We start from the raw sequence: 24582 nt of genomic DNA on the forward strand, positions 1-24582 counted from the left end.
TGTGTAACGATGAGTACCTGACAAGAACAATTCGAGGTAAGCGAAATGACCGTGAAGATTTCCCAGACTGCCGATGTACAAGCCTTCTTCAAGGAAGTGGCCGGGGTCGGCAACGACCAGGGCAGCCCGAGGTTCAAGCAGATCGTGCTGCGCATTCTCAACGATGCCGCGCGCTTGATCGAAGACCTCGAGATCACCGACGACGAATTCTGGAAGGCGGTGGACTACCTCAACCGCATGGGCTCGAACCAGGAGGCCGGGTTGCTGGTGGCGGGCCTGGGCATCGAGCACTTCCTTGACCTGCTGCAGGACGCCCGCGACGAGCAGGCCGGCCTCACTGGCGGCACCCCGCGCACCATCGAAGGCCCGCTGTACGTGGCTGGCGCGCCGCTGTCCGAAGGCGAAGCGCGGATGGACGATGGCACCGACCCGGGCACGGTGATGTTCCTCGATGGCCAGGTGTTCGACACCGACGGCAAGCCGCTGGCCGGCGCCACGGTCGACCTGTGGCACGCCAACACCAACGGCACCTATTCGTACTTCGACACCACCCAGTCGGACTACAACCTGCGCCGCCGTATCATCACCGACGCCGAGGGCCGCTACCGTGCCCGCAGCATCGTGCCGAGCGGCTACGGTTGCCCGCCCACCGGCACCACCCAGGAAGCGCTGAACCTGCTGGGCCGCCATGGCCAGCGCCCGGCGCACATCCACTTCTTCATCTCGGCGCCGGGGTACCGGCACCTGACCACGCAGATCAACCTGTCGGGCGACAAATACCTGTGGGACGACTTCGCCTATGCCACCCGCGATGGCTTGGTGGGTGATGTGCGTTTCGTCAGCGATGCGGCGGCGGTGCAGGCGCGTGGCGTGCAGGGCGAGGCGTTCGCCGAGCTGACGTTCGACTTCCAGCTGCAGGCGGCCAAGGCACCGGGTGCCGAGGATCGCAGCCAGCGTCCGCGTGCCTTGCAGGACGCCTGATCGGCTTAGCGAACACGCATAAAGTGGTTTTTGCCTGGGTCATCCCGTGCGGGGGTGGCCTGGGTTTTTTCGTTTGTGCGTAGCGGGGTGGGGGCCATCGCGGGGCAAGCCCGCTCCCACAAAATACCTCGCAGTCCTCGCGCGCAGCGAGGGCGCCTGTGGGGGAAATTGCCTGCGTGGCGTGCCTGCCGGCCCTGACGCGGGGCATCAATCCCACCGACGATGCGTGATTTTTCTACCATTCCAAAATTTTTTCTGGAAAAACAGAAAAAATTCCCACGCCTAAAAAATCAAAAAAACTCCTTAAATAACAGATTACTACCAATAAAAATGACCTTGGCATGTCGATTTTTTGTGGATTTTTCGCGTGAAAAATTAATTGACAATTCACGTAAATAATCCCAAATTTCCCCCATCGGCAACACAACAACAAAGGTCAATGCCATGCCGTCTATCCCGCTCCCAGCGCGAGTGGCCGGCGCCTGCCTAACCCCAGGCGCGCCACTGTGCCACCGCTTCCCGGTGACGTCGTTCACCCCTGCCACCCTGTGCCAACCCGTACCCGTAGACGGAGAAACTCCATGGACTCGCTTCGCCTGAGCGCCGCCCCCGCGTGCGCGCTTGCCTCCGGCCCAGCCTTCGAGGCCCTGCTTGATGGAATTCGTGATCGGGCCCGCCTGGGTGAGTTCGATCGCCAGCGCCATATCTCCCGTGACGTGATCGACGCCTTCAAGGCCCACGGTGTCTACCGTGCGCTGGTACCCAAGCGCTTCGGCGGCTTGGAATGCTCGCCCGCCGAGTTCTGCGAAATGGTCGAGCGCATCTCCCATGCCGACGGCTCCGCCGGCTGGGTGGCGAGTTTCGGCATGAGCCCGGTGTACCTGGCGGCCCTGCCGCTGGACACCATCACCCAGCTGTACCGCAACAACCCCGACACCGTGTTCGCCGGTGGCATCTTCCCGCCGCAGCCGGCCGAAGTGGTGCCCGGCGGCTTTCGCATCAATGGCCGTTGGAAGTACTCCAGCGGCTCGATGGGCGCTGACATCGTCGGCGTCGGCATCGCCCCGCGCAACGGCGACAAGCTCGACCTGCCGCGCCTGGCGGTGATCCCCCGCGAGCGCGCACGCATAGAGGAAACCTGGGACACCGTCGGCCTGCTCGGCACCGGCAGCCACGACCTGGTGGTCGAGGATGTGGTGGTCGGCGAGGAGTGGACCTTCATCCGCGGCGGCCAGCCCAACCTCGACGAGCCGTTCTTCCGCTACCCGTCGCTGTCGTTCGCCACCCAGGTGCTCTCGGTGGTCGGCCTGGGGGTGGCGCGCGCGGCGCTGGACGAGCTGTCGGGCATGGCCAGCGGGCGTATCTCGGTGACCGGCGCCCCGGCCCTGGCCGACCGGCCGCTGGCCCAGGTCGACGTGGCCAAGTCCGAGGCGGCGCTGCGGGCGGCGCGGGCGTTCTTCTACGAGTCGATCGAGCGTGCCTGGGGCCATGTGCTGGCCGGCGACCCGGTGCCGGTCGAAGCCACCAACCTGCTGCGCCTGTCCTCGACCCACGCCGCGCGCGTCGCCGCCGAGGTGGCGCGTTCGGCGCAGATGCTCTCGGGCATGACCGGCATCTACAACGACAGCCCCCTGGCGCGTTGCGTCAACGACGCCCAGGTGGTCACCCAGCACGCCTTCATGGGTGACGTCACCTACCAGAACGCCGGGGCGATGTTCTTCGGCAAACAGCCCCTGCCGGGCTACCTGTAACTTTCGGGACCTTTCTCATGAGCGATAAGAAAACCTTGCGCGTGCTGTTCTGCATGGGCATCAACCAGAACTTCTTCGACGCCCCGCGCGAAGAGCAACTGCAGGTATGGGCCGCTTTCAGCGCGATGTGGAACGGCATCCACGACCTGGCGGGTGTGCGCGTGCTGGGCAACATGGATGACGACCAGAGCATGGTCGGCCCCTCCGACGGTTTCCCCTGGACCACCTACCTGCTGGCCGACGTGCCCGACATCGAGACCGTGCACGCCGCCTGCAACCTGTTCCGCACCACCGCGGTGGGCGAGGGCCCGTACAAGCTCTGGCGCTACGCCAAGGTCGAGGCGCGGGTCGGCCGCGAACTGATCATCCAGCGCAGCTGAACCCTCCCACAGAACAACAGCACTGCCAGCCCTGACGCTGGCAAGGAGCCTTCCGTGAGCAACCTGATTCCCGCCGTCAACCTGGCGGTCGACCCCGCCGACCTGGTGCAAACCGACCGCGTCCACACCTCCCTGTACACCGACCCGGCGCTGTTCGACGCCGAGCTGGAGAAGATCTTCCACAGCACCTGGATCTGGGTCGCCCACGAGAGCGAGATCCCCGAGTCGGGCAGCTACAAGACCACCTACATCGGCAAGCAGCCGGTGATCGTGGTGCGCGACCGCAAGAAGGACGTGCACGTGCTGCTCAACCGCTGCCGCCACCGTGGCGCCACGGTGTGCGAGCACAAGAAGGGCAAGACCAACAGCTTCGTCTGCCCGTACCACGGCTGGGGCTACGCCCTGGACGGCTCGCTGCGTGGCATTCCGCACCCGGAGAGCTACGGCGACTGCCTGGACAAGTCCGAGCTGCCGCTGGTCAGCCTGCGCGTGGAAAGCTACGCCGGGATGATCTTCGCCACCTTCAAGGACGACATCGAGCCGCTGGAAGACTTCCTCGGCGCGGCCAAGAAGTGGATCGACCTGTTCATGAAGCAAGGCGCCGGCTACGGCGTGAAAGTGCCCGGCGAGCACCGCTTCCGCTTCCCCGGCAACTGGAAGATCCAGCTGGAGAACACCACCGACGCCTACCACTTCCCGCTGGTGCACAAGTCGTTCCTGTCGTCGGTGGACGAGCAGACCCTGGAGCTGTTCGACTTCGTCAAGGGCCCCGGCTACGTCGAGGACCTGGGCAACGGCCACAGCGTGATGGTGATGATCCCCGAGCTGGTGGACCTGGAAGCCGACCTGGACAAACCCATCCCCGAGCGCTTCGAGGGCCTGGCCGCCGAACTGCGCGACGAAGGCATCGACGAGCAGCAGGTGCGGCGCATCGTGCGGGCGGTCGGCGGCTCGGGCTTCAACCTCAACCTGTTCCCCAATGTCGCCTGCTCGATGGCGTTCTTCCGCGTGCTGCAACCGATCTCGGTGAACGAGACCGAGATCCACCACGCGGTGATCACCATGGACGGCGGCCCGGCCGTGGCCAACCGCTACCGCCTGCGCCTGCACGAGCACTTCCAAGGCCCGATGGGCTTCGGCACGCCGGACGACTCCGAAGCCTGGGAGCGCGTGCAGAAGGGCGCCAAGGCCGGCGAGGAGCTGTGGATCATGCTCAACCGCGGCCTGCCCGGCGAGCAGCCGAGCGCGGACGGGCTGGTCTCCGACGTGAGTGCCGAAACCGGCATGCGCGCGGCGTACCAGCAGTGGAAAAAGATGATGTCGGCCTGAGCCCTGGAGAACCCTCATGAACCTGCAATTGCTGCAAGAAGTCACCGCCTTCATCTGGCAGGAGGGCGACATGCTCGACCACGGCGAGTTCGACGCCTGGCTGAACCTGTGGAGCGAGAAGGGCACCTACATCATCCCTATCGACCCCAAGGCCACCGACTACGAGAACACCCTGAACTACGCCTACGACGACCACCACATGCGCCAGTTGCGCGTGCAGCGGCTGATCGGCGGCGAGTCGATCTCCACCAGCCCGCAGCCGCGCACCGTGCGCACGATTTCGCGGATTCGCGTGCTGGCCGACGACGGCGGCACCGTCACCGTGCGCTGCGCGCAGAACCTGCGCGAGTTCCGCAAGGAAAGCCTCAAGCACTACAGCGCCGACCTGACCTACACGCTGCTGCGCGATGACGGCGGCTTCAAGATCCAGCGCAAGCTGATCAGCCTGATCAACAGCGACGATACCCTCGCCGGTATCGGCTACATCCTCTGAGGGCGCCGCGATGAACCAAGCCCTGATGAACCAGGTTGCACTGGTCACTGGCGCCGGCCAAGGGTTGGGGCAGCGCTTCTGCGCGCGCCTGCTGGCCGCCGGCTTCGACGTGGTGGTCTCGGACCGCGACCTGGCCCAGGCCCAGGCCTGTGCCGAGCAGTTGCAAGGGCAGGGCGGGCGGGTGCTGGCGGTCAGGCTCGACGTTGGCAGCAAGGCCGACTTCGAGCAGGCCCTGGCCCAGGTGCTGGCGCACTTCGGCGCGCTGCACGTGGTGGTCAACAATGCCGCCGTCACCAAGACCACGCCGCTGATGCAGATCAGCCCCGAGGAGTTCGACGCGGTGGTCGGCCTGAACCTGCGCAGCGTGTTCCTCGGCTGCCAGGTGCTCGGCGCCTACCTGGCCGAGGCCGGCTACGGACGGATCATCAACCTGGCCTCGCTGGCCGGGCAGAACGGCGGCACCGCCACCGGTGCGCACTATGCCGCGAGCAAGGGCGCCATCGTCACCCTGACCAAGATCTTCGCCAAGGAATTCGCCAGCCGCGGCGTCACCGTCAACGCCATCGCCCCTGGGCCGATCGACTCGCCGGCGGTGCATGCCGCCGTGCCGGCCGAGCGCCTGCCGGGGCTGCTGGCGAACATTCCGGTACAGCGCCTGGGGGATGCGGATTTCCTCGGCGACTTGATCGTGCAACTGGCGCGGCCCGAAGCCTACTTCACCACCGGGGCGACCTGGGACGTGAACGGCGGGCTGTTCATGCGTTGAACCTCCATTGGCGAACCACGGGACACCGGCCATGAATGAACAATTGTTGAACGTAGTGGTGCGCAAGCGCGAGTTGCAGGGCGACGGTGTGGTCGTGCTGGACCTGGCGCGCACCGATGGCGCGGCGCTGCCTGGCTTCGAGGCCGGCGCGCACGTGGACATCCACATCGCCCCGGGGCTGGTGCGCCAGTACTCGCTGTGCAGCGACCCCGCCGACGCCCGGGTGTACCGCCTGGGCGTGCTCAAGGACCCGGCCTCGCGCGGCGGCTCGGTCGGCGTGCACGAGACCCTGCTGGAAGGCCGCGAGGTGCAGATCAGCGCGCCGCGCAACCTGTTCCCACTGGAGCCTTCGGCACGCCGTTCGATCCTGCTGGGCGGCGGCATCGGCATCACCCCGATGATCGCCATGGCCCACGCCCTGCACCAGCGCGGCGCCGAGTTCGAACTGCACTACTGCGGCCGCTCGCGCAGCCGCAGCGCGTTCCTCAAGGAGCTGGGCGATGCGCCCTTCGCCGACAAGGTGCGCACCCACTTCGACGACGAAGACCCGGCCCAGCGCCTGGACCTCGCCGCCGTGCTCGGTGAGGCTGACGCGGGCACCCATATGTACACCTGCGGCCCGTCGGGCTTCATGGATTGGGTGATCGCCGGCGCGCGTGGCCAAGGCTATGCCGAAGACCACATCCACAAGGAGTACTTCCAGGTCGAGGTGGACGCCTCGGGCGACAGCTTCGAAGTGGTCGCCGCACGCAGCAACAAGACCGTGCAGGTCGCCGAGGGCCAGACCATCCTGGAGGCCCTGGCGCAGGTCGGCATCAAGATCGACATCTCCTGCGAGCAGGGGGTGTGCGGCACCTGCCTGTGCGAGGTGCTCGAAGGCGAGCCGGACCACCGTGACGTGTACCTGACCGACGAAGAGAAGGCCGCCAACGACCAGATCCTGGTGTGCTGCTCGCGGGCCCGTTCCAAGAAACTCGTGCTGGACATCTGAGGAGAGCGACCATGGTCGACATAAGCAGTTTTCGCAACGCAATGGCCATGCTCGGCGGCGCCGTTTCGGTGATCACCACCGATGGCCCTGCCGGCCGCTTCGGTTTCACCGCCTCGGCGGTGTGCAGCGTGACCGACTCGCCGCCCACCCTGCTGGTGTGCATGAACCGCGCCTCGCATTCCAATGCGCAGTTCAAGGCCAACGGTGCGTTGTGCGTGAACGTGCTGGCGGGCACGCACCAGGCGCTGTCGGGGGCGTTCGCCAACAAGACGATGAGCATGGAAGAGCGCTTCGCCACCACCCACTGGAGCGTGCTGGAAAGCGGCGCGCCGGTGATGCAGGAGGCGCTGGTGAACTTCGACTGCCGGATCGCCCAAGTGCACGAGGTGGGTTCGCACAGCATCTTCTACTGTGAGGTGCAGGGGATTCGCCAGGGTGGCGCGGACGATGGGCTGGTGTATTTCAACCGGGCGTATCACCGGGTGAGCGAGGCGTCGAAGGCGTGTTGAGCGGGGGCGCTGTGCGCCCCAATCGCGGGGCGAGCCCGTTCCCATAGTGACAGCGCTGCCCTTGCGGATGGCTGTGCACCTGTGGGCGCGGGCTTGCCCCGCGATCGGGCCGCACAACGGCCCAGGCGGCTCAGAAACTCTCGAGGTTGTGGAACACCACTTCGAGCATGCGGTTCAGCCGCTGCACCTGCGCCTCGGTCAGCCCTTTGAAGCTACGCTGGAACAGTTCGCGGGTGACGTCCTGCATGCGTTCGATGGTGTGCAGCCCTTCCTCGGTGATGCGCACCTGGGTCACCCGGCCGTCCTCGGCACTGGTGGCGGTCTCGACCAGGCCGTCTTCCTTCATGCGGTAGACGATCTTGGTGATGGTGGAGAGCTTGGCGATGGCGTGAGTGGAGATTTCCGAAATGCTCGACTCGCCGTTCTCGTTGAGGATCCACAGCACCCGCCAGCGCGGCACGTCGAGGTCGACCTTCTTCAGCAGCCGTTCCATGTTCTGGGTGTAGCGTCCGTGCACACGGGCCAGCCAGTAGAAGGGAAAGTCCTCCTTGCGGAAATCGTCGCTGGCGGGGTCGTGATGACTGTGGCTTTTCTTCTTCGGTTGACTCATCGATTCACTGACAGGGTTGGAGTTCGTCGGGATGCGGTGGTGGTTTCATCGCGGGGCCAGCCCGCTGCTACAGGCGATGAGTACCCCGCCGAAGCCCGACATATTACGGGAATATTCAGTTGATGTATCAACTTACCAACGACGCCGTGGACGGCGTCGCATCCTAAGGGAGCAGACCTGGCATGACCATCATCGTTGAAACCCTCGACCTGGGCGGCACTGGCCCACGGGTCATGGTCAAGGACACCATCGACGTCGCCGGCAGCGCCACCCGCGCCTCCAGCCAGGCGCTGGAAGACGCGCCGCTGGCCAACCAGCACGCCGAGGTGGTGCGCCTGCTGCTCAAGGCCGGCGCGCGCCTGACCGGCAAGGTCAGCCTGCACGAGCTGGCCTTCGGCACCACCGGCATCAACCGCTACACCGGCACCGCGCCCAACCCGCGCTACCCTGGACGCATTCCTGGTGGCTCGTCCAGCGGCTCGGCCGCGGCGGTGGCCGCGGGCCTGGCCGATTTCACCCTGGGCACCGACACCGGCGGCTCGGTGCGTGTGCCTGCCTGTTGCTGCGGCGTGTTCGGCCTCAAGCCGACCTTTGGCCGGGTCAGCCGCGCCGGGGTGATGCCGGCCCGCACCAGCCTCGACTGCGTCGGCCCGTTCGCCGCCAGCCTGCCGATGCTGGTGCGCGCCATGGGTATGATCGACCCGAGCTTCGTTGCCGCGCAGGTGCCGGGCAGTGCCCGCATCGGCGTGTTGCGGGTGACCGCCGAGGCGGCGATCCACAAGGTCGTGCACGCCACCCTGGCGGCCAGTGGCCTGCCGTTGGGCAATGTCGAGCTGCAGCACTTCGGCGCGGCCTACGAGGCCGGCATGGTGGTGATCAACCGCGAGACCCACGCCGCCTGTGGCCACCTGTTGGCGACCGGCAAGGTCGGCGCCGACATCGCCGGGCGCCTCGCCGCTGCCGGGCAGACCACCGACGCCGCCCTGGCCGAGGCCGAAGCGGTGCGCGAGCGCTTCACCGCTGAAGTCGACCAGGCCCTGGCGACCTTCGACGTGCTGGCGCTGCCGACCATGCCCGACTTCCCACTGCGCCTGGAAGACGCCGCCGACACCCGCGCGGTGCTGGGCATGACCTCGCTGGTGCGCCCGTTCAACCTCTCCGGGCACCCGGCGCTGAGCATCCCCCTGGGCAGTGAGGCCGGCCTGCCGGTGGGCCTGCAACTGGTTGGCGCCAAAGGCGCGGACGAAAAGCTGCTGGCCATCGCCGAGCGCCTGCTGCTGAACGTGCAGCGAGGTGGCGCATGAGCGAGCTCGCCGAACTGCGCACGCGCGTGCAGGCCTTCGAGAACCAGCAGGCGATTCGCGTGTGCATCAACCGCTACATGGCCCTGTGCGACCGGCTCGATGCCGACACCCCGCTCGACGAGCTGGCCGGGTTGTTCACCCGCGAGGCGGTGTGGGAGGGCAAGGGCGCCAAGTACGCCAACAGCTTCGGCGGCTACCGGGGGCGCGCGGCGATCCGCGAGATGTTCGCCACCTACATGAAGCCGCCGGCGCACTTCGCGCTGAACGTGCATTTCCTCACCAGTGAAGTGATCGAGGTGGACGGCGAGCGGGGGCAGGGGCAGTGGGTGATGCTGCAGACCAGCACCTTCGCCAGCGGCGCCTCGCACTTGAACGCGGCGCAGTTGCGGGTGGCGTTCGCGTTGGAGGAGGGGCAGTGGCGCATGGCGCACTTCACCACCGAGAACCTGTTCAGCCGGCCGGTGAGCGGCTGGAACAGCGACGCGGCGCTGCCGGTGCCCGGCCGCTGAAACCAGTACATCCCCTGAGCGGGGCAAGCCCGCCCTAGGGGATGTGCCCCGCTTCAGAAGGTGGTGATGAACAGCAACTGGCTGTAGAGGTTGCTGCGGTCGTTGCCCAGCTGGAACCCACCTTCCTCGGCGCTGCGCTCCGGTTTGTACAACCCCACCAACGGCACCACCACCAGGTGCTCGCTCACCGCCCATTCCGCATACAGGTTCAGTTCCTGTCCATCGGCATTGCCCCGGTCACGGTCCAGGGTGTGGAAGTCGAACCACTGCGCGCCCAGTGTCAGGTTCTCCAGCGGCGTCACCGTCAGCCCCACCTTGTTCACCCGGGTATTGCTGTTGAACGGCCCGGCATAGTTGCCCGCCACCTCGCCCTGGAACCAGGTGCCGATGCCGCGGCTCTGGCCGTAGAACAGCGGGTCGTAGTTTTCCGAGAAGCGGCTGAAGCGGTAGCTGAGGTTCGGCTGCCAGGGCAGGTCGGCGAAGGTCCAGCCGGCCTCCAGGTACCAGGCGTTCTCGGTGGCCGCGTCGGGCTTGTCCTGGCGGGCGAACTCGCCGGAGAGGAACAGGTTCTCGACCCCGGCGTTGCCCTGGGCGCGCAGGCTGTAGGTCTTCATGCCTTCGCGTTCGAGCTGCTGTGGCGAGGCGTAGGCCTCGTCGACGTCGTCGGTCTTGATGTAGGTCAGGCCCACGGTGCCGGCGTCGGCGACGTGTTCCAGGGTGGCCACCTGCAGGTGGGTGCGGGCCTGGGCGCGGTTGTCCGACTCCAGCCACATCAGGTCGCCACGCCAGCCCTGCTTGCCGCCCAGGCGCAGGATCGCGGTGCGGTCGAAGCTCTTGCGCGCGGCCAGGTAGTAGCCGCCGCCCCGGTTGAACTCGCCGTCGGCCAGGCCCCGGCCCATGTTCAGCGAGTCGCCCTGAATCAGGAAGCCATCGCCGACGGTGACCATCTGCTTGCCGAAGGAGGCCTCGATGCCGTCCTCGCCCAGGGCCGGGAACAGGTTGGCGGATTTCCAGCCCAGGTAGGCGTCCTCGATCTTGGTGGTGCGTTCGGAGCCATCGCTGAAACCGGCGGCATCGCCGTCGCCCCAGGTGCCGGAGCTGAGCAGGGCGAAGGCGCCGGACAGCTCGCCTGCGCCGCCCAGGCGCTGGCTGGCGCTCAGGCCGTATTTCACGTAGCCCTCGCGCCAGGACGACGAGCCGGCGGTGTCGTGGGCCATGGCGTAGCGCTCGCGGCTGTGGAACAGGCCGAACACGGCTTCGAGGTTGGCGTCCAGGTGGCGCTGGTCATCGCTGTAGAGCTGATAAGCGGCGCTATGGGCCGACGCCGCGGCGAGTAGCGCGGCAAGGGTGAGGTGGGGGAGCTTGCGCATGGTTTGGCATCCATTGTTGTTGGCGTGGCAGACACCTCGAGGGCATCGACCCGATCATGCAGCAAGCCTTGCGCGGGGCTTTTGTGCTGGTTGCCAGAACGTTTTTTCGGTGTGCCAGGAGGGGGGCGGTGTCTGTTCGGGCCTCATCGCGGGGCAAGTCGGATCGCGATGAGGCCCGAACAGGCGGCATCACCCCCCGGCCAGGAAGCAGCTCACCGCCTGGCGCTCCTGCGCATTCGGCATCCCGGCATAGGGCATGTAGGTCCCCGGCACCGCCACCTGCGGGTGCTCGATGAACGCCTCGACGGTCTGCGCCGTCCACGCCGCCTGCTGGGCCTTCATTGCCTGGGAATAATTGGCCCCTGCCACGCTCCCCGGCACGCGGCCGATCACGCCGTGCAGGTTCGGCCCCATCAACGCCGGCCCGCTGGCCTGCGCCGAATGGCACGCCGCGCAATCCCGGGCGAACACCTGCTCGCCTTGCTGGCGTTGCGGCGCCGGGCATTCGGCGGCCAGCGCCGAGAGGGGGGAAGACAGGGCCAGGGCGGCCAACACGAAGGGGAGGCTACGGACTACGGTGGACATCGTTCAGGGTTCCCGATCAAGGCACGACCAGCGCGACGGCTGGCGTTTGTTATTGTTCAGGCCTGCGATTGTGCCGCCGCGTCCGCCCCGGCGTTTTGTTCTGCCTGCCAGCGTTTTTGCTGGGCTTGTCAGGCCACGTGGTGTTTGCGGTATTCGCCCGGCGTCATGCCGAAGCGCCCCTTGAACGCGGTGCTGAAGTAGCTCGAATCGGAAAAGCCCCAGGAATACCCCAGCGACGACACTTTCAGGTCCATGGCCGGGTTGCGCAGGCTTTCGGCGCAGAAGTCCAGGCGCCGGTTACGGATGTACTGGGCGATCACCAGGTCGCGCTTGGCGAAGATGCGGTACAGGCTGCGCATCGAGATGCCCACTTCGCGGGCGATGAAGTCTGGGGTCAGGTGCTCGTGCGCGATGTGTTGGTCGATCAGCGCCAGGGCCTTGCGCAACAGGCGTTCGTGGCTGCCGGGCAGGCGTTCGCGGGCGATGGCCGGGCGCAGCAGGCTGACCAGCGCATCGAGCACCGCCTGGCCTTCGTGCTGGGCCAGCTCGGGCATCTGGCTGGCATCGAGCATCATCCGCCCGGCCAACTGCGCCAGCGGCGATTGCGCGCAGATGCGCTGGGCGCATTCCACGGCGATGCCACGGGTGCCACTGTCGACCAGTTGGCGCGGGAGGATCATCGACAGTTGCCGCGACTGCCCGTGGAAGTGCATGTCCAGCGGGCGGCAGGCGTCGATCAGGGTGAGGTCGCCGGGTTGCAGTTCGAGGCGCGCGTCCTGGTGCTCGATGCGCGAAGTGCCCGACAGTTGCAGCACGGCGTAGTAGTTGTCGGCATCCCCCGCCTGGATTTCCTTGCGGTTGCGGAACAGGTTGACCTGGCTCATCTGCACGATGCTCAAGGAGATGCCGCCGGTCTGGCGCTTGTCCAGCTGGCCGGCGAAGCGGGGGTCGAGCCTGCGGCCGCTGAAGTGGCCGCAGGCCTCGTTGACCTGGTGCATCCAGACCTGGAACTGGTCGTCGGCGACGCGGGTTGCGCTGTTCATGGAGGCCTCGCACGGGAAGACGGGAACACGATCGCTTGGGCGATTCTTGGGAGGGGTGCGATATGCACCCATATTCACTTGAAATTTCAAGCAAAATGCGCGCCTGGTCTTGAGGGTTTGTATCTCGGATTTGTATCAAATAACTGAAATATATAGATAAAAATTTAAGTTATGGCCGCATTTCGTGTTTTTTGAATAGGGTTTTCTTTCTGAAAAATGCTCCGAAAGGTAGCGTTTTCGTGTTTGGTGCGTGTTTGCGAAACAGTGTTGTGGTTGTGCCGGCCCTATCGCGGGGCAAACCCAGCCCAAAACCCCCAGGCAAAAAAAAGCCGCATGACAAGCATGCGGCAATGGCCTTGCAATCCATGGGGCAGCCAAGCCGCCCGGTTACCGCGTCATGCCATCCTCGATGGCAATCCCTTGCGCTTTCATTTCGCCAATCAACCCCGCCCGCACATCCGGCAGGTTGAGCATGCTCTGCCCACGCACGCGCGCCACCTCCTCGCGGGTATAGGGCGCCCAGCGCGCCGGGGTGCTCGCCCCCGCCATGCCCCCTGGCGCCAGCAGCCAGTTGAGCAGATCGGCGATCTGCCCGTCGCTCAACGCCGACTGCGAAATACCCGGCACCCGCACCAGGAACTCACGCCCCCCCGGCACCTTGAGGAAGTTGCCGACGAAACCGGCCATGCGCGGGGTGTCGTTGGCCGCCGAGCCTTGGCCGTGATCGAGGTGGCAGCCGGCGCACTGCAACTGGTAGTTCACCGGTGTTGAATAGCCTGCCGCGGCGATCGGCGGGGGCGGCACTTCGTTGCCCGGGGCCGGGCGCTGGTTGGGGTTGGGCAGGGTGCGGGCGTGCACGGGCGGGTATGCCGCCAGGCAGACCAGGCACGCCAGCGCCAACCAACCGCTGCGCCAGGCCACGGCTACACCGCCACGCCGCGGATGATGGTGACGGTGCAGTTGTAGATCTTCGACTCCGCGCCCAGGCACCAGTTGATGTCGTTGTTGTTGAACGGCCGGTACAGCGGCTGCTCGTCGTCGTTGCGCGAGCAGGCACACTGGCCGCAGGCGTGCTTACCGCAGCAGTCGTTGTAGGAAATGATGTAGTTCTTGCCATCCGCCGGGTTGCGGCAAGTGCCGATCCAGGTCACCAGCGACACGTCGGTGCCGGGTGGACACGAGGTGATCGAGCCGCCGCAGCACGAGCACAGGAACCCGTCGATCGAGCAGTTGCGCCAGTAGTCGCAGCTGGTCGGGTCGCCCGGGTCGCCCATCTTCGGTTGTTCGGCGGCCAGGGCCTTGGCGGTGCGGTCGATCGGCAGCAGCACCGGCAGCGCGGCGCCGGCCACCATCAGCGAGCCCAGGCGCGCCAGGAGCTTGCGCCGCGAGGTGGTGTCGGCGACATGGCGGGTGGAGCGTTCGAAGAGCTTGTCGAGAAACTTCATGTTCGGGCTCCGGCGATCAGTGCGGTGCGTGGTGGTGATGGGCGTGCTGGCCGTCGCCGTGCAGGTACTGCTGCAGGCTGGCGCTGCCCAGGTGCTGGGTCTCGAACAGGCTGTCGAGGTGCTCGCGGGAGTTGACCAGGCCCTTGGCGCGCAGCACCCCGGCCTTGTCGATCAGCACGGCGTAGGGCAGCTTGCCGATCTGGTAGGTCATGCCGATTTCCGGGCCGACCACGTAGGTGGCCTTGTGCAGGTCGTTGGCTTCGATCAGCGCCTGTTGCTCGGCCAGGTCGCCGTCGCTGACGTAGACCACGTCGAGCGCGCCCTGGTTGTCACGGGCGATCGAGCGCACCGCCGGCAGCAGCGACTTGCACACCGGGCAGCCGGGGGCGAGGAAGAACAGCAACTGGGCGCGCTCGCCCTGGTAGCCAATGTTCACCGGGCGGCCATGACGGTCGGCGGCGGTGACCTGCGGGGCTGGGTCGTTGACCGCGATGCCCTTGTCGACCATCAGTGCGCCGGCCGGGGCGATGCGCCCGTGCAGTACGCCGATCTGGCGCACCAGCGCCATGACGGTGAAGGCCAGGCCGATCAGCAGCAGCCACAGCAGTACGTTCGAAGCGATGAGCAGTTCCATGGTTATCTTCCAGTCAATTTGGCGAGGCGTGGCTGGTTGGCCAGCAGGCCATCCACCGCCACGTGGATCAACAGCGCCACGGCTGTGGCCGCGACGATCAGCAGCAGGTCGGCGGCACCAAGGGCGCGCGGGCTGCTGGGCAGCGCGGCGACCAGGGCCAGCACGGCGAAGGCCAGGTTGCGCAGCAGCAGCACCGGGCGCAGCGGCTGGCTGGCGCCGGGGCCGGAGCAGCCGCAGTCGATGTCGCGGCGGCCGCGCCAGAGGTTCAGGCCGATGGCCGCGGCGTACAACGCCATCAGCAGCACCGCGCCGAGGGCGGCGAGGCTACGCGAGGCCGGCAGCAGCAGGCCTAGGGCCAGGGCCAGTTCCAGCGCCGCCAGGCCCAGGGTCGCCGGCAGGGCCAGGGCCTGGGGCAGCACTTCGTAGCGGCGCACGGTGTGGCTGAACAGGCGCGGGGCGCGCAGCTTGTGGCTGGCCGCCGAGGCCAGCAGCACCGCCAGCGCCGTGCTGCTGGCGCTTATCAGTACAGGGTCGAGCATGGTCGGCCTCCACTTACCAGGGGTTGAAGGTCAGCACCGGGGTGGCGGCGATCTGGTCGATGGCGCCGGTGTGCTTGTGGGTGGTCAGGTCGAAGAACTGCACGCCACCTTCGAGGTCGGTGGCGCTGAGGATCGGCGCCTTGTCGTGGCTGGCCTGCAGGCTCCACACCGGTTTTGGCGATTCGAGCGTGGCGACCTTCTTGCCGGTCTTCAGGTCGAAGGCCCAGATGGTGGTGCTGGGGTCTTCCCACTTGCCGTCGGTGTGCTGCTCGTGCATCAGCGCGTACAGGCGGTTGAGCCCCGGCGCCACGGCCAGCACCTGCCAGCCTCCCGGCGCCCAGCCCTGCTTGCGCTCCTGCTCGGTGACCAGCGACCAGGTCGGCAGCGGCTCGGCCTTGCCGTCGGCGAAGCGCACCGGGTAGACCTCGCCGGTGGTGGTGGTGAAGTAGTAGGTGTCGCCGTTGGCGATCGCGCGTTCGTTGAGCTTGACCTTGTTGGGGTCGAAGAACGGCGTCTGGGTGCGGCCGACTTCCTTGCCCTGGTCGTCGAGGGTCACCACCTGCAACTGACCGTCGCCGCACAGCGAGGCGAAGCTGCGTTTGCCTGCCGGGTAGTTGAGCACGCACCCGCTGATGGCGATTTCACTGGCCACCGCCTTGGTCTGGGTGTCGACCACGGTGACCGAGGTGGAAGGGGTGAGGTTGAAGATGTACACCAGCTTGTTGTCGCTGCTCACGCCCAGGGCGTACTTCTCGGTGAGGGTCGAGGCGCGCTTGGCCGGCAGCACCACTTCCCAGTTCGGGCGCAGGGTCTGGGTGTCCCAGGCCACCAGCACATCGGTGCGCTCGCCGTAGGTGCCGCGCGAGTAGAACAGGTTGGCCGAGTACAAGGCCTTGTTGTCCGGGCTCAGGGCGGTGGGCGCGACGAACGCGTTGGTGGTCATGCCGAGCATGCGCTTGGTCTTGGGGTCGACCACCAGCACCTTGCCGGCGATGGGGTTCTTGAAGTCCACATCGAGGATGTAGACCCGGTGAGGGTCGGGCGGGAAAGGCAGGACCTCCTGGCCGATCTCCTCGGCCGGCAGGTCCGCCCACACTGCGTTCGTCGCCGCGCTCATGGCCAGCGCCAGAGCCGTCGAGATGCAAAGCCTGTCTACGCGACGCATTGGCTGTCTCCGTTTTTCTTATAGGGGGTTCGGCAATGTTCGCAGTGTGCCGCCTGGGGCGGCGCAACGATTTGCCGTGCGTGACATTCTCTTTTGGCTCCCTGACAAAACGCTAGCCGGGGCTGGCGCGGGCTTCGCAGGCCTCTGAAGATGCCGGCGAACACACCAGGAGTGATCCGATGAGCGATATCCAGCTGCTACCGGCCGTGGTCGAGTTTCTCGGCAAGACCCACGGGCATTTCATCGAGGGCCAGTACCAGGCGGGCGAGGCCACGGCCACCCTCGATATCCACGACCCGTCCAGCGGGCAGGTGATCAGCCGCGTGCGCGATGCCAGCGAGGCCGATGTGCAGCGCGCGGTGGACAGCGCCGCGCGCGCCTTCAAGGGCGCCTGGGCGAGTGTCTCGCCCTATGAGAAAGGTGTGGTGCTCAACCGACTGGCGGACCTGATCGAGGCCAACGCCGAGGAGTTGGCGCAGCTCGAGACCCTGTGCTCGGGCAAGTCGATCAACCTTTCCCGCGGCCTGGAGATCGCCCAGAGCGTGGTGTTCCTGCGCTACTTCGCCGGCTGGGCGACCAAGATCACGGGGCAGACCATGACCCCGTCGCTGCCGTCGTTCGGCGGCGAGCGCTACACCGCCTTCACCCTGCGCGAGCCGGTGGGCGTGGTGGCGGGCATTGTGCCGTGGAATTTCTCGGTGATGATCGGCATCTGGAAAATCGCCTCGGCGCTGGTCACCGGCTGCACCGTGGTCATCAAGCCCAGCGAGTTCACCCCGCTGACGCTGCTGCGGGTGGCGGAGCTGGCGGTGCAGGCGGGGGTGCCGGCGGGGGCGTTCAACGTGGTCAACGGCGCGGGCCAGGTGGGGCAGGCGCTGATCGCCCACCCGCGGGTGGCCAAGGTGGCGTTCACCGGCTCGGTGCCCACCGGCATCGCCGTGGGCAAGGCGGCCATGGCCGCCAACCTGACCCGCGCCACGCTGGAGCTGGGTGGCAAGAACCCGGCGGCGCTGTTGGCCGATGTCGATGTCGATGGCGCCGTGGCGGGCATCCTGCAGACCGCCTACGTGCACCAGGGGCAGGTGTGCGCGTCGCCCGAGCGGTTGTACGTGCACCGCAGCAAGGTCGATGAGTTCACCAGCAAGCTGGCGGCGGCGTTGGGGCAGTTGAAGATCGGCTCGGCGCTGGACCCCGAGGCGCAGTTCGGGCCGCTGGCCAACCAGGCGCACCTGAACAAGATCGCCGGGTTCTTCGCGCGGGCGCGGGCCGCCGACCAGGTGGTGTGCGGGGCCAAGGTGCTGGAGCGACCGGGGTACTTCGTCGAGCCGACCGTGGTGCTGGCAACGGGCGCGGACGACCCGCTGCTGCACGAGGAGACCTTCGGGCCGATCGTTTGCATCCTGCCGTTCGATGACGAGGAGCAACTGGTCGAGCTGATGAACGACTCACCGTATGGCCTGACCGCGAGCCTGTGGACCAACGACCTGTCCAAGGCCCTGCGGCTGATCCCGCGGATCGAGGCGGGGACGGTATGGGTGAACATGCACACCTTCCTCGACCCGGCGGTGCCGTTCGGCGGGAGCAAGGCGTCGGGGGTGGGGCGTGAGTTCGGCAGTGCGTTCATCGAGGATTACACCGAGCTGAAGTCGGTGATGATTCGCTATTGAGGGTACGCCACCGTCCTTGTAGAGCGGGGCAAGCCCGCTCTACAAGGTAGGGTCGTTGCGCGATTACTCGCTTGCCCAGCCCAACTCGGTGAACAGCGGCACCAACCCATCCAACCTCGGCAACACCCCATCCGGCACGTAGTCGGCCAGCGGCTGACGTTTGGTGCCGCGGTCGATCCAGATGCAATGGAAGCCCAGGTCACGCGCCACCACCAGGTCCAGGTGCGGGCTGGCGCAGATGTGCAGCACCTCGCCCCGGTTCACCCCAAGCTGCTCATGGGCATGGTTGAACAGCTGGTGGTCCGGCTTGTAGGCCCCCGCCTGCTGGGCGGTCACCACGCGGTCGATATGCCCGCCAAGCTGCGCCACGTTGCCGGCGATGATCGCATCGTCGGTATTGGACACGATGCACAGCTTGAAGCCCTGGCGCTTGAGCCAGGCCAGCGTTTGCACCACCTCGGGGAACGGCGGCATGCGCGAGATGCGGTCGGCGAACGCCTCACCGTCGGCCTCGTCGTAGCCCACGCCGAATTCCTCCAGGGCATAGCGCAGCGACAGGCTGGACACCTCGCGGAAGCTGCGGTGCGGGCGGCCCTGTTCCAGTTCGTGTTCGTAATGGTCGTAGACGGCGATGAAGCGGTCCGGGTCGAGCTGGCCCAGGCCCTTGCGTTCGAGCAGCCGCACGATGGAGTCGAGCAGGCCCTCGTCCCACTGGATCAGGGTGCCGTAGCAGTCGAAGGTGAGCCACTTGGGCTTGCTGAAGAATTCGAGGGGCATGATGGTGGCCTTTGTCGATTGAAGTGCCCATTCATCATGCGGTGCTGCCATGGATTTATAAATTCGATTATTCTCGAAAATAAATTCATTAAAGGCATTAATGATGTTCGACCTCGAACTGTTGCAAACCTTCGTCTCGGTGGTCGACGCCGGTGGTTTCACCCGTGCCGGCGAGCAGGTCAATCGCACCCAGTCCACCGTCAGCCAGCAGATCCGCAAGCTCGAGGAACAGGCCGCGCGCCCGCTGCTGGTGCGCCACCGCGCCTCGCGCAGCATCCAACTGACCGAGGACGGCGAGCGCTTGCTCGGCTACGCCCGGCGCCTGATCGGCCTGGCCAACGAGGCGCGCTACATGATGACTGCGCGTGATGTCAGCGGTGTGGTGAGCCTGGGGATGCCCGAGGATTTCCCCACCGAGCGCCTGGTGGCGTTGCTGGTGGCGGCGCGTGAGCGGCTGCCGGACATCCGCCTGGATACCTGTAACGGCCTGAGCGTGCAGATGCACAGCATGCTCGAGCGCAAGGAGCTGGACCTGGCGCTGGTCAAGCGCAATGCCACCGGCGAGGCGGCCATCGCCCGTTGGGACGAGCGCCTGGAGTGGGTCTGCGGCGCCGAGGTGGACCTGGCCCACGGCCCCTTGCCGTTGATCGTCTACCACCAGGGTTGCCTGTACCGCGAGCGTGCCGTGCGTTGCCTGGAGGCGGCCGGGCGGCCTTGGCGCATCGCCTTCGCCTCGCAGAGCCTGGCGAGCATCCAGGCGGCGGTGTCGGCAGGGTTGGGGGTGAGCCTGCTGCCGGCCAGCGCGGTGCTGCCGGGGCAGCGCATCGTCACCGGGCAAGGGCCGTTCAGCCGACCGCCGAGCACCGAGCTGGCGCTGTTGGCGTCGAGCAAGCTGCTGACCCGGGTGCAGCAGCAGGTGGTGGATTTTCTGGTGGGGGCGCTGGAGGGGTGAGCTTGGTTTTGCCGGCCCTCTCGCGGGGCAAAACAGCAAATTCCCACCGGGTGTGGAATAAACGCCCTGCCCGCGCGTTTACGACCAGAACCCCCAACAACCCGGAGTCGTAAACATGCCGCACCTTCGCACCATGGCCCGTTGCACCTTCCTGCTCGGCACCCTCGGCCTCGCCGCCCTCAGCGCCACCGCCCAGGCCGCCCAACCCTGGGAGGTCCTGCCGCCCACCCCGAAACTCGAGGGCCCGTTCAAGACCGTCGAGGTCAACGGTGTGCAACTGGCCTACCACATCGAAGGCAAGGGCGCCCCGGTGTTCCTGCTGCACGGCGGCCCGGCCAACGCCGACTACCTGGCCGGCCAGGCCAAGGTGCTCTCGGCCCACTACCAGGTCATCTCGGTCGACACCCGCGGTCACGGCCGCAGCAACGCCAACGGCCTGCCGCTGAGCTACGACGCCATGGCCGACGACGTGGTCGGGCTGATGAAGCAGCTGGGCCTGAAGAAAGCCGACGTGGTCGGCTGGAGCGACGGTGGCATCACCGCCCTGGACCTGGCCATGCGCTACCCCGACAAGGTTGGCCGGATCATCGCCTTCGGCGCCAACACCGACCCGACCGGCGCCTTCCCCGACGCCGACAAGAAGCCGGCCTTCGGTGCCTTCGTCAGCCGCGCCGCCGACGAATACAAGCAGCTGTCGCCGACCCCGGATGGCTTCGACAAGCTCAATACCGCCCTGGCGCAGATGTACCAGCAGCAGCCGAACTGGACCCCGGCGCAGTTGGCGACCATCCATGCCCCGACCCTGATCGTCGACGGCGACCACGACGAGGCGATCAAGCCCGAGCACACCCGCTACATCGCCAAGAGCATCCCCGGCGCCAAGCTGCAATTCATCGAAGGCACCAGCCACTTCGCCTTCCTGCAGAAGCCTGAAGTGTTCAACAAGGTGATGCTGGACTTCCTCAAGGCACGCTGAACAACGCCCTGGCCTCGGCGAAGCACTGCTCGGCAATCGCCGAGCGGGGTTCGCTGCGGCGCAGCAGCAGGCCGACCGGGCTGTGGATGCTGGCCTCGGCCACCGGGATGATGCGCAGGTGCTCGCTCAGCTCCTCCAGCCCGCAGTCCAGCGGCATCACCGCGCAGCACACGCCGGCGCTGATCGCCTGAATCAGCTGGAAGGTCGAGTCGCTCTCCAGCACTGCCTGGGGCTCCAGGCCTCGGCTGCGAAAGCTCAGGTCCAGCGACTGGCGGTAGTGCATGCCTTTGCTCAGCAGGCCCAGGGGCAGGTTGCCGAGGTCTTCCCAGCGCAGCGGCGTGGCGTCGAAGCTGAAGTGCCGGGTGTCGTGCAGCAGGCCCATGGTGGTGGTGCCCAGTTCGATCACTTCGAAGAAGCTGGCGTTGACCTGGTCGAGGTAGCAGATGCCCAGGTCCAGCTGGTTGCGGCTCAGGCCGTCGATGACCTGCTCGGAACTCAGCGACGAGAGCTGGAAGTGCAGCTCGGGGTACTTCTCGCGCAGCGGCAGCAGCAGTTGCATGGGGTTGAAGCTGGCCAGCGGCACGGTGCCCAGGCGCAGGCTGCCGACCACCTGGCCGCGGCAACTGGCGGCCTCGGCCTGCAGGCCGTCGTGGGCGGCGAGCAGGGTGCGGGCCCAGGCCAGGATGCGCTCGCCGGCTTCGGTGAAGCCTTCGAAGCGCTGGCCGCGCTTGACCAGCACCAGGTCCAGTTCGTCCTCCAGGTTGCGCAGGCGCATCGACAGCGTCGGCTGGGTGATGTGGCACAGCGCGGCGGCCTGGCCGAAGTGGCGGGTCTGGTCGAGGGCGAGGAGGAACTTGAGCTGCTTGATGTCCATGGGGCGGCCTGGGGTTGGGGGTGTGACGACCTTAACCAAGAGTTGGGGGGCAGGCCATCATTAATTGGTGGCGGGAAGGCCCCCGCGATAAGGCCGGCTCACCCAGCCCATTTCCCGACCCCATTCACCCCCGGCTATCGCACAACCCGACCGCCTTCAGGTGCGGCACGAAATTGCACGGCCGGTGCCGGGCATCCAACTGCTCCACCAGAATCCCTTCCCACGCTGTGCGGCAGGCGCCGGTCGAACCTGGCACGCAGCACACCAGCGTGCCATTGGCCAGACCGGCCAGGGCCCGGCTTTGCAGCGTCGAGGTACCGACGTCGAGGATCGACAGGGCGCGGAACAGTTCGCCGAAACCGTCGACCTGCTTGTCCAGCAGGCAGGTGACCGCCTCGGGGGTACTGTCGCGGCCGGTGAAGCCCGTGCCGCCGGTGATCAGCACCACTTGTACCTGCTCGTCGGCGATCCAGGTGGCGACCTGGGCGCGGATCTTGTACAGGTCGTCCTTGAGCAGCACCCGCGCGACCAGGCGATGGCCGACGCCCAGGGCGCGGGTGGCCAGCAGTTCGCCGGAGGTGTCGGTGTCGAAGGTGCGGGTGTCGCTGACCGTCAGCACGGCGATGTTCAGCGGTACGAAGACCGCGTCGGGTTTGACGCTCACGAGGGGCTCTCCTGGGTGGTTTGGCGATCACGCTAGAGCCATGGGCTGGAGGCGTCCAATCGATATGGCGTACTGGCTCATCGACGGGTTCTATCGTCTGTACCGGCCCTCTCGCGAGGTATCAGCTCAACACATGCTCCACCGGCATCAGCACCGGCGGCAGCGGCGCGTGCCCCAGCGCCCCCAGCACGTCACGCTCGACGGTGCGCACCAGGGCATCGGTCGGTAGATCGTTCTCGTCACGACCGAACGGGTCTTCCAGTTCATTGCCGATCGCGTCCAGGCCGAAGAAGGTGTAGCTGACCAGGGTGGTGAACAGCGGTGCCAGCCAACCCAGCGGTTCGGCGAGGGCGAACGGCAGCAGCAGGCAGAAGATGTAGATGGTGCGGTGCAGCAGCAGGGTGTAGGGGAAGGGCAGCGGCGTGCCCTTGATCCGCTCGCAAGTCGCCTGCACCTCCGACAGCCCCAGCAGCCGCTGCTCCAGCAGGGTGTAGCGGAACTCGCTGATCTGCTGGCGCTCGGCCAAGCGCGAACAGTGCCCGCCGACCTCGCGCAGGATGCCGTCGCACAGGTTGTGCGGGGCGATGGCCTGGGCTTCGTTCAGCCATGGCCGCGCCGCCTTGAGCTCGTCTTCGTTGCGCAGGCGCGCGTTCAGCGCGTGGGCGAAACCGCACAGCCCGCGCAGCAGCTCGGCGCGCAGGGCCGGGTCGGCGATCACCGCGCTTTCGCGGATGAACGCGCGGGTCTCGATGATCAGTTTGCCCCACGCCTTGCGCCCCTCCCACCAACGGTCATAGCAGGCGTTGTTGCGAAAGCTCATGAAGATCGACAGCGATAGGCCCAGCAAGGTGAAGGGCGTGGCGCTGACCGGGTAGAACAGCGCCGGGTAGTGCCGCTCGACCAGCACGATCAAGGCGGCCAGCAGGGTGACCATCAGGCAGCGCAGGGCGATGCGCTTGACGATCGAACCCTTGAGGGTGAACAGCACGCGCAGCAGGTCGGGGCGGGAGTGGACGATCATGGAGGTCCAGAGGCGGTCAGCCGCCGGTCATGTTCATGAAGCGCAGGATCTGCACCTCGCCGCCGACCTCGAAGTGGTGGCGGTAGGGCTTCAGGTGCATGGCGTCACGGATGGCCTGCTCCAGGCGTGCGCTGTCGCCGGGGTGGGCGCGCAGCACCTGCTTGAGGTCCATCGAGTGCTCGTTGCCCAGGCACAGCAGCAGGCGGCCTTCGACGGTCAGGCGCACGCGGTTGCAGGTGGCGCAGAAATTGTGGCTGTGTGGCGAGATGAAGCCGACCCGGGTGCGCGCCGCCTCGGCCAGGCGCCAGTAGCGCGCCGGACCCTGGGACGATTCGGCGGACTCGACCAGGGTGAAGTGCTCGGCCAGGCGTTGGCGCACGTCGTCGCTGGAGTAGAAGGACTCGCCGCGCTCGTGCTCGCTGATCACGCCCAGGGGCATCTCCTCGATGAAGGAGATGTCCAGCTCGCGGTCGATGGCGAAGCGCACCAGGTCGACCAATTCGTCGTCGTTGCGGCCCTTGAGCACCACGCAGTTGAGCTTGGTGCGCTGGAACCCGGCGCGGCGCGCGGCGTCGATACCGGCGATCACCTGGGCGAGGTCGCCGGTGCGGGTCAGGGCCTTGAAGCGCGCCGGGTCGAGGCTGTCGAGGCTGATGTTCAGGCGGGTCACGCCGGCGTCGAACAGCGGCTGGGCCAGGCGCCCGAGCTGCGAGCCGTTGCTGGTCAGGCACAGTTCGCGCAGGCCGGGCAGGGCGGCGATGCGCGTGCACAGCTCGACGATGCCCTGGCGCACCAGCGGCTCGCCACCGGTCAGGCGGATCTTGCGGGTGCCGAGGGCGACGAAGCGTTCGGCGACCTGGTACAGCTCTTCGAGGCTGAGGATCTGCTGGCGCGGCAGGAACTGCATGTCTTCGGCCATGCAGTAGACGCAACGGAAGTCGCAGCGGTCGGTGACCGACATCCGCAGGTAGTCGATTCTTCGGTTGAAACCGTCGATCAGGGCCTGGGTGCTGTGTTCCACGTTCGCGCTCGGAAGGGTGGGGGAAGGGATAAGGTTCACGCTATAACCTGCGCGCACGGGCGTCAAATTGCTTTGCCCGACTGCGTGATAGGTCTGCTCTATCACGCCTCCGCGTCCCACCGTCACGCCCCTGTAGGCGCGGGACAAGCCCGTTCCTACAGGGGATGGATACCGCGTCATCGACCGCGCTTATCAGGCTTTCACATCTTTCGATTGGACGCCCGCG

Annotated in this window: 28 protein-coding genes; 13 read left to right on the forward strand and 15 right to left on the reverse strand. The window is 66.7% G+C overall.

Annotated elements, in window-relative coordinates:
- Positions 1-45 precede the first annotated feature (45 nt).
- Entirely contained in the window at positions 46-981 is a 936-nt protein-coding gene (gene catA, locus P0Y43_RS20600; RefSeq protein ID WP_275639115.1) for a catechol 1,2-dioxygenase, read from the forward strand.
- Positions 982-1271: 290 nt separating this feature from the next.
- On the opposite strand, the gene P0Y43_RS20605 is transcribed toward catA, so the two are convergent.
- Positions 1272-1517, reverse strand: a complete 246-nt coding sequence (locus P0Y43_RS20605; protein WP_275639116.1) for a hypothetical protein — start codon at positions 1515-1517, stop codon at positions 1272-1274.
- A 45-nt stretch (positions 1518-1562) separates the two neighbouring features.
- Between P0Y43_RS20605 and iacA the strand changes: the two genes are divergently transcribed.
- Genes iacA through P0Y43_RS20640 form a run of 7 tightly spaced genes read left to right on the forward strand, consistent with a single transcriptional unit; the run spans position 1563 to position 7200 of the window.
- On the forward strand, positions 1563-2732 hold the full coding sequence (gene iacA, locus P0Y43_RS20610) for an indole-3-acetate monooxygenase (protein WP_275639117.1): 1170 nt from the start codon (positions 1563-1565) through the stop codon (positions 2730-2732).
- A 17-nt stretch (positions 2733-2749) separates the two neighbouring features.
- Positions 2750-3112 (forward strand): IacB protein, encoded by a 363-nt coding sequence (locus P0Y43_RS20615; RefSeq protein ID WP_275639118.1) that lies wholly within the window; start codon positions 2750-2752, stop codon positions 3110-3112.
- 54 nt (positions 3113-3166) lie between these two features.
- A complete protein-coding gene (locus P0Y43_RS20620; RefSeq protein ID WP_275639119.1) occupies positions 3167-4441 on the forward strand; it encodes an aromatic ring-hydroxylating oxygenase subunit alpha in 1275 nt (424 codons plus the stop codon).
- Between the two features lie 16 nt (positions 4442-4457).
- The gene (locus P0Y43_RS20625) at positions 4458-4934 is read left to right on the forward strand and encodes an aromatic-ring-hydroxylating dioxygenase subunit beta (RefSeq protein ID WP_275639120.1); all 477 of its coding nucleotides are present in this window, start codon (positions 4458-4460) and stop codon (positions 4932-4934) included.
- A gap of 25 nt (positions 4935-4959) precedes the next feature.
- Positions 4960-5700 (forward strand): SDR family NAD(P)-dependent oxidoreductase, encoded by a 741-nt coding sequence (locus P0Y43_RS20630; protein WP_275639218.1) that lies wholly within the window; start codon positions 4960-4962, stop codon positions 5698-5700.
- Between the two features lie 31 nt (positions 5701-5731).
- The gene (locus tag P0Y43_RS20635; RefSeq protein ID WP_275639121.1) at positions 5732-6691 is read left to right on the forward strand and encodes a PDR/VanB family oxidoreductase; all 960 of its coding nucleotides are present in this window, start codon (positions 5732-5734) and stop codon (positions 6689-6691) included.
- Positions 6692-6702: 11 nt separating this feature from the next.
- Positions 6703-7200, forward strand: coding sequence for a flavin reductase (locus P0Y43_RS20640; RefSeq protein WP_275639122.1), 498 nt, complete (start codon positions 6703-6705; stop codon positions 7198-7200).
- Between the two features lie 130 nt (positions 7201-7330).
- Here P0Y43_RS20640 and P0Y43_RS20645 read toward each other — a convergent pair whose 3' ends face one another.
- Positions 7331-7810 (reverse strand): MarR family winged helix-turn-helix transcriptional regulator, encoded by a 480-nt coding sequence (locus P0Y43_RS20645; protein WP_275639123.1) that lies wholly within the window; start codon positions 7808-7810, stop codon positions 7331-7333.
- A gap of 182 nt (positions 7811-7992) precedes the next feature.
- Between P0Y43_RS20645 and P0Y43_RS20650 the strand changes: the two genes are divergently transcribed.
- Both P0Y43_RS20650 and P0Y43_RS20655 read left to right on the forward strand, forming a co-directional pair.
- Entirely contained in the window at positions 7993-9114 is a 1122-nt protein-coding gene (locus P0Y43_RS20650) for an amidase (protein ID WP_275639124.1), read from the forward strand.
- A complete protein-coding gene (locus tag P0Y43_RS20655) occupies positions 9111-9623 on the forward strand; it encodes a nuclear transport factor 2 family protein (protein WP_275639125.1) in 513 nt (170 codons plus the stop codon). The genes P0Y43_RS20650 and P0Y43_RS20655 overlap by 4 nt, the downstream gene beginning before the upstream one ends.
- Positions 9624-9676: 53 nt before the next feature.
- Here the strand turns inward: P0Y43_RS20655 and P0Y43_RS20660 are convergent, their stop codons facing one another.
- From P0Y43_RS20660 to P0Y43_RS20695, 8 genes are all read right to left on the reverse strand, one after another.
- Complete coding sequence (locus P0Y43_RS20660) at positions 9677-10993, reverse strand: hypothetical protein (RefSeq protein ID WP_275639126.1); 1317 nt, start codon at positions 10991-10993, stop codon at positions 9677-9679.
- Between the two features lie 189 nt (positions 10994-11182).
- On the reverse strand, positions 11183-11578 hold the full coding sequence (locus P0Y43_RS20665) for a c-type cytochrome (RefSeq protein WP_275639127.1): 396 nt from the start codon (positions 11576-11578) through the stop codon (positions 11183-11185).
- 128 nt (positions 11579-11706) lie between these two features.
- Positions 11707-12621 (reverse strand): transcriptional regulator FeaR, encoded by a 915-nt coding sequence (gene feaR / locus P0Y43_RS20670; RefSeq protein ID WP_275639128.1) that lies wholly within the window; start codon positions 12619-12621, stop codon positions 11707-11709.
- Between the two features lie 387 nt (positions 12622-13008).
- Positions 13009-13542, reverse strand: a complete 534-nt coding sequence (locus P0Y43_RS20675; protein WP_345774574.1) for a cytochrome C — start codon at positions 13540-13542, stop codon at positions 13009-13011.
- Positions 13543-13544: 2 nt separating this feature from the next.
- Positions 13545-14066, reverse strand: coding sequence for a methylamine dehydrogenase light chain (locus tag P0Y43_RS20680; RefSeq protein WP_275639129.1), 522 nt, complete (start codon positions 14064-14066; stop codon positions 13545-13547).
- A gap of 16 nt (positions 14067-14082) precedes the next feature.
- A complete protein-coding gene (gene mauD / locus P0Y43_RS20685) occupies positions 14083-14700 on the reverse strand; it encodes a methylamine dehydrogenase accessory protein MauD (protein ID WP_275639130.1) in 618 nt (205 codons plus the stop codon).
- Positions 14701-14702: 2 nt separating this feature from the next.
- A complete protein-coding gene (locus P0Y43_RS20690) occupies positions 14703-15239 on the reverse strand; it encodes a MauE/DoxX family redox-associated membrane protein (RefSeq protein WP_275639131.1) in 537 nt (178 codons plus the stop codon).
- Between the two features lie 13 nt (positions 15240-15252).
- Positions 15253-16404 (reverse strand): amine dehydrogenase large subunit, encoded by a 1152-nt coding sequence (locus P0Y43_RS20695; RefSeq protein WP_275639132.1) that lies wholly within the window; start codon positions 16402-16404, stop codon positions 15253-15255.
- 179 nt (positions 16405-16583) lie between these two features.
- On the opposite strand from P0Y43_RS20695, the gene P0Y43_RS20700 reads away from it, so the two are divergent.
- Positions 16584-18071 carry an aldehyde dehydrogenase family protein gene (locus P0Y43_RS20700; protein ID WP_275639133.1) on the forward strand — a complete coding sequence of 496 codons (1488 nt, stop codon included), beginning with the start codon at positions 16584-16586 and terminating at the stop codon, positions 18069-18071.
- A 63-nt stretch (positions 18072-18134) separates the two neighbouring features.
- Here P0Y43_RS20700 and P0Y43_RS20705 read toward each other — a convergent pair whose 3' ends face one another.
- Positions 18135-18848 (reverse strand): haloacid dehalogenase type II, encoded by a 714-nt coding sequence (locus P0Y43_RS20705; RefSeq protein WP_275639134.1) that lies wholly within the window; start codon positions 18846-18848, stop codon positions 18135-18137.
- 103 nt (positions 18849-18951) lie between these two features.
- On the opposite strand from P0Y43_RS20705, the gene P0Y43_RS20710 reads away from it, so the two are divergent.
- Positions 18952-19800, forward strand: coding sequence for a LysR substrate-binding domain-containing protein (locus tag P0Y43_RS20710; protein WP_275639135.1), 849 nt, complete (start codon positions 18952-18954; stop codon positions 19798-19800).
- A 115-nt stretch (positions 19801-19915) separates the two neighbouring features.
- On the forward strand, positions 19916-20776 hold the full coding sequence (locus P0Y43_RS20715; RefSeq protein ID WP_275639136.1) for an alpha/beta fold hydrolase: 861 nt from the start codon (positions 19916-19918) through the stop codon (positions 20774-20776).
- On the opposite strand, the gene P0Y43_RS20720 is transcribed toward P0Y43_RS20715, so the two are convergent.
- From P0Y43_RS20720 to moaA, 4 genes are all read right to left on the reverse strand, one after another.
- Positions 20763-21650, reverse strand: coding sequence for a LysR family transcriptional regulator (locus P0Y43_RS20720; RefSeq protein ID WP_275639137.1), 888 nt, complete (start codon positions 21648-21650; stop codon positions 20763-20765). The two genes, P0Y43_RS20715 and P0Y43_RS20720, sit on opposite strands and share 14 nt — an antisense overlap.
- Positions 21651-21774: 124 nt before the next feature.
- Complete coding sequence (moaB, locus tag P0Y43_RS20725) at positions 21775-22314, reverse strand: molybdenum cofactor biosynthesis protein B (RefSeq protein ID WP_275639138.1); 540 nt, start codon at positions 22312-22314, stop codon at positions 21775-21777.
- Positions 22315-22435: 121 nt separating this feature from the next.
- Complete coding sequence (locus P0Y43_RS20730; protein WP_275639139.1) at positions 22436-23335, reverse strand: bestrophin family protein; 900 nt, start codon at positions 23333-23335, stop codon at positions 22436-22438.
- Positions 23336-23351: 16 nt separating this feature from the next.
- Positions 23352-24356 (reverse strand): GTP 3',8-cyclase MoaA, encoded by a 1005-nt coding sequence (gene moaA, locus P0Y43_RS20735; protein WP_275639140.1) that lies wholly within the window; start codon positions 24354-24356, stop codon positions 23352-23354.
- Between the last annotated feature and the right edge of the window lie 226 nt (positions 24357-24582).

Source organism: Pseudomonas entomophila (genome assembly GCF_029193575.1).
Lineage (GTDB): Bacteria > Pseudomonadota > Gammaproteobacteria > Pseudomonadales > Pseudomonadaceae > Aquipseudomonas > Aquipseudomonas entomophila_G.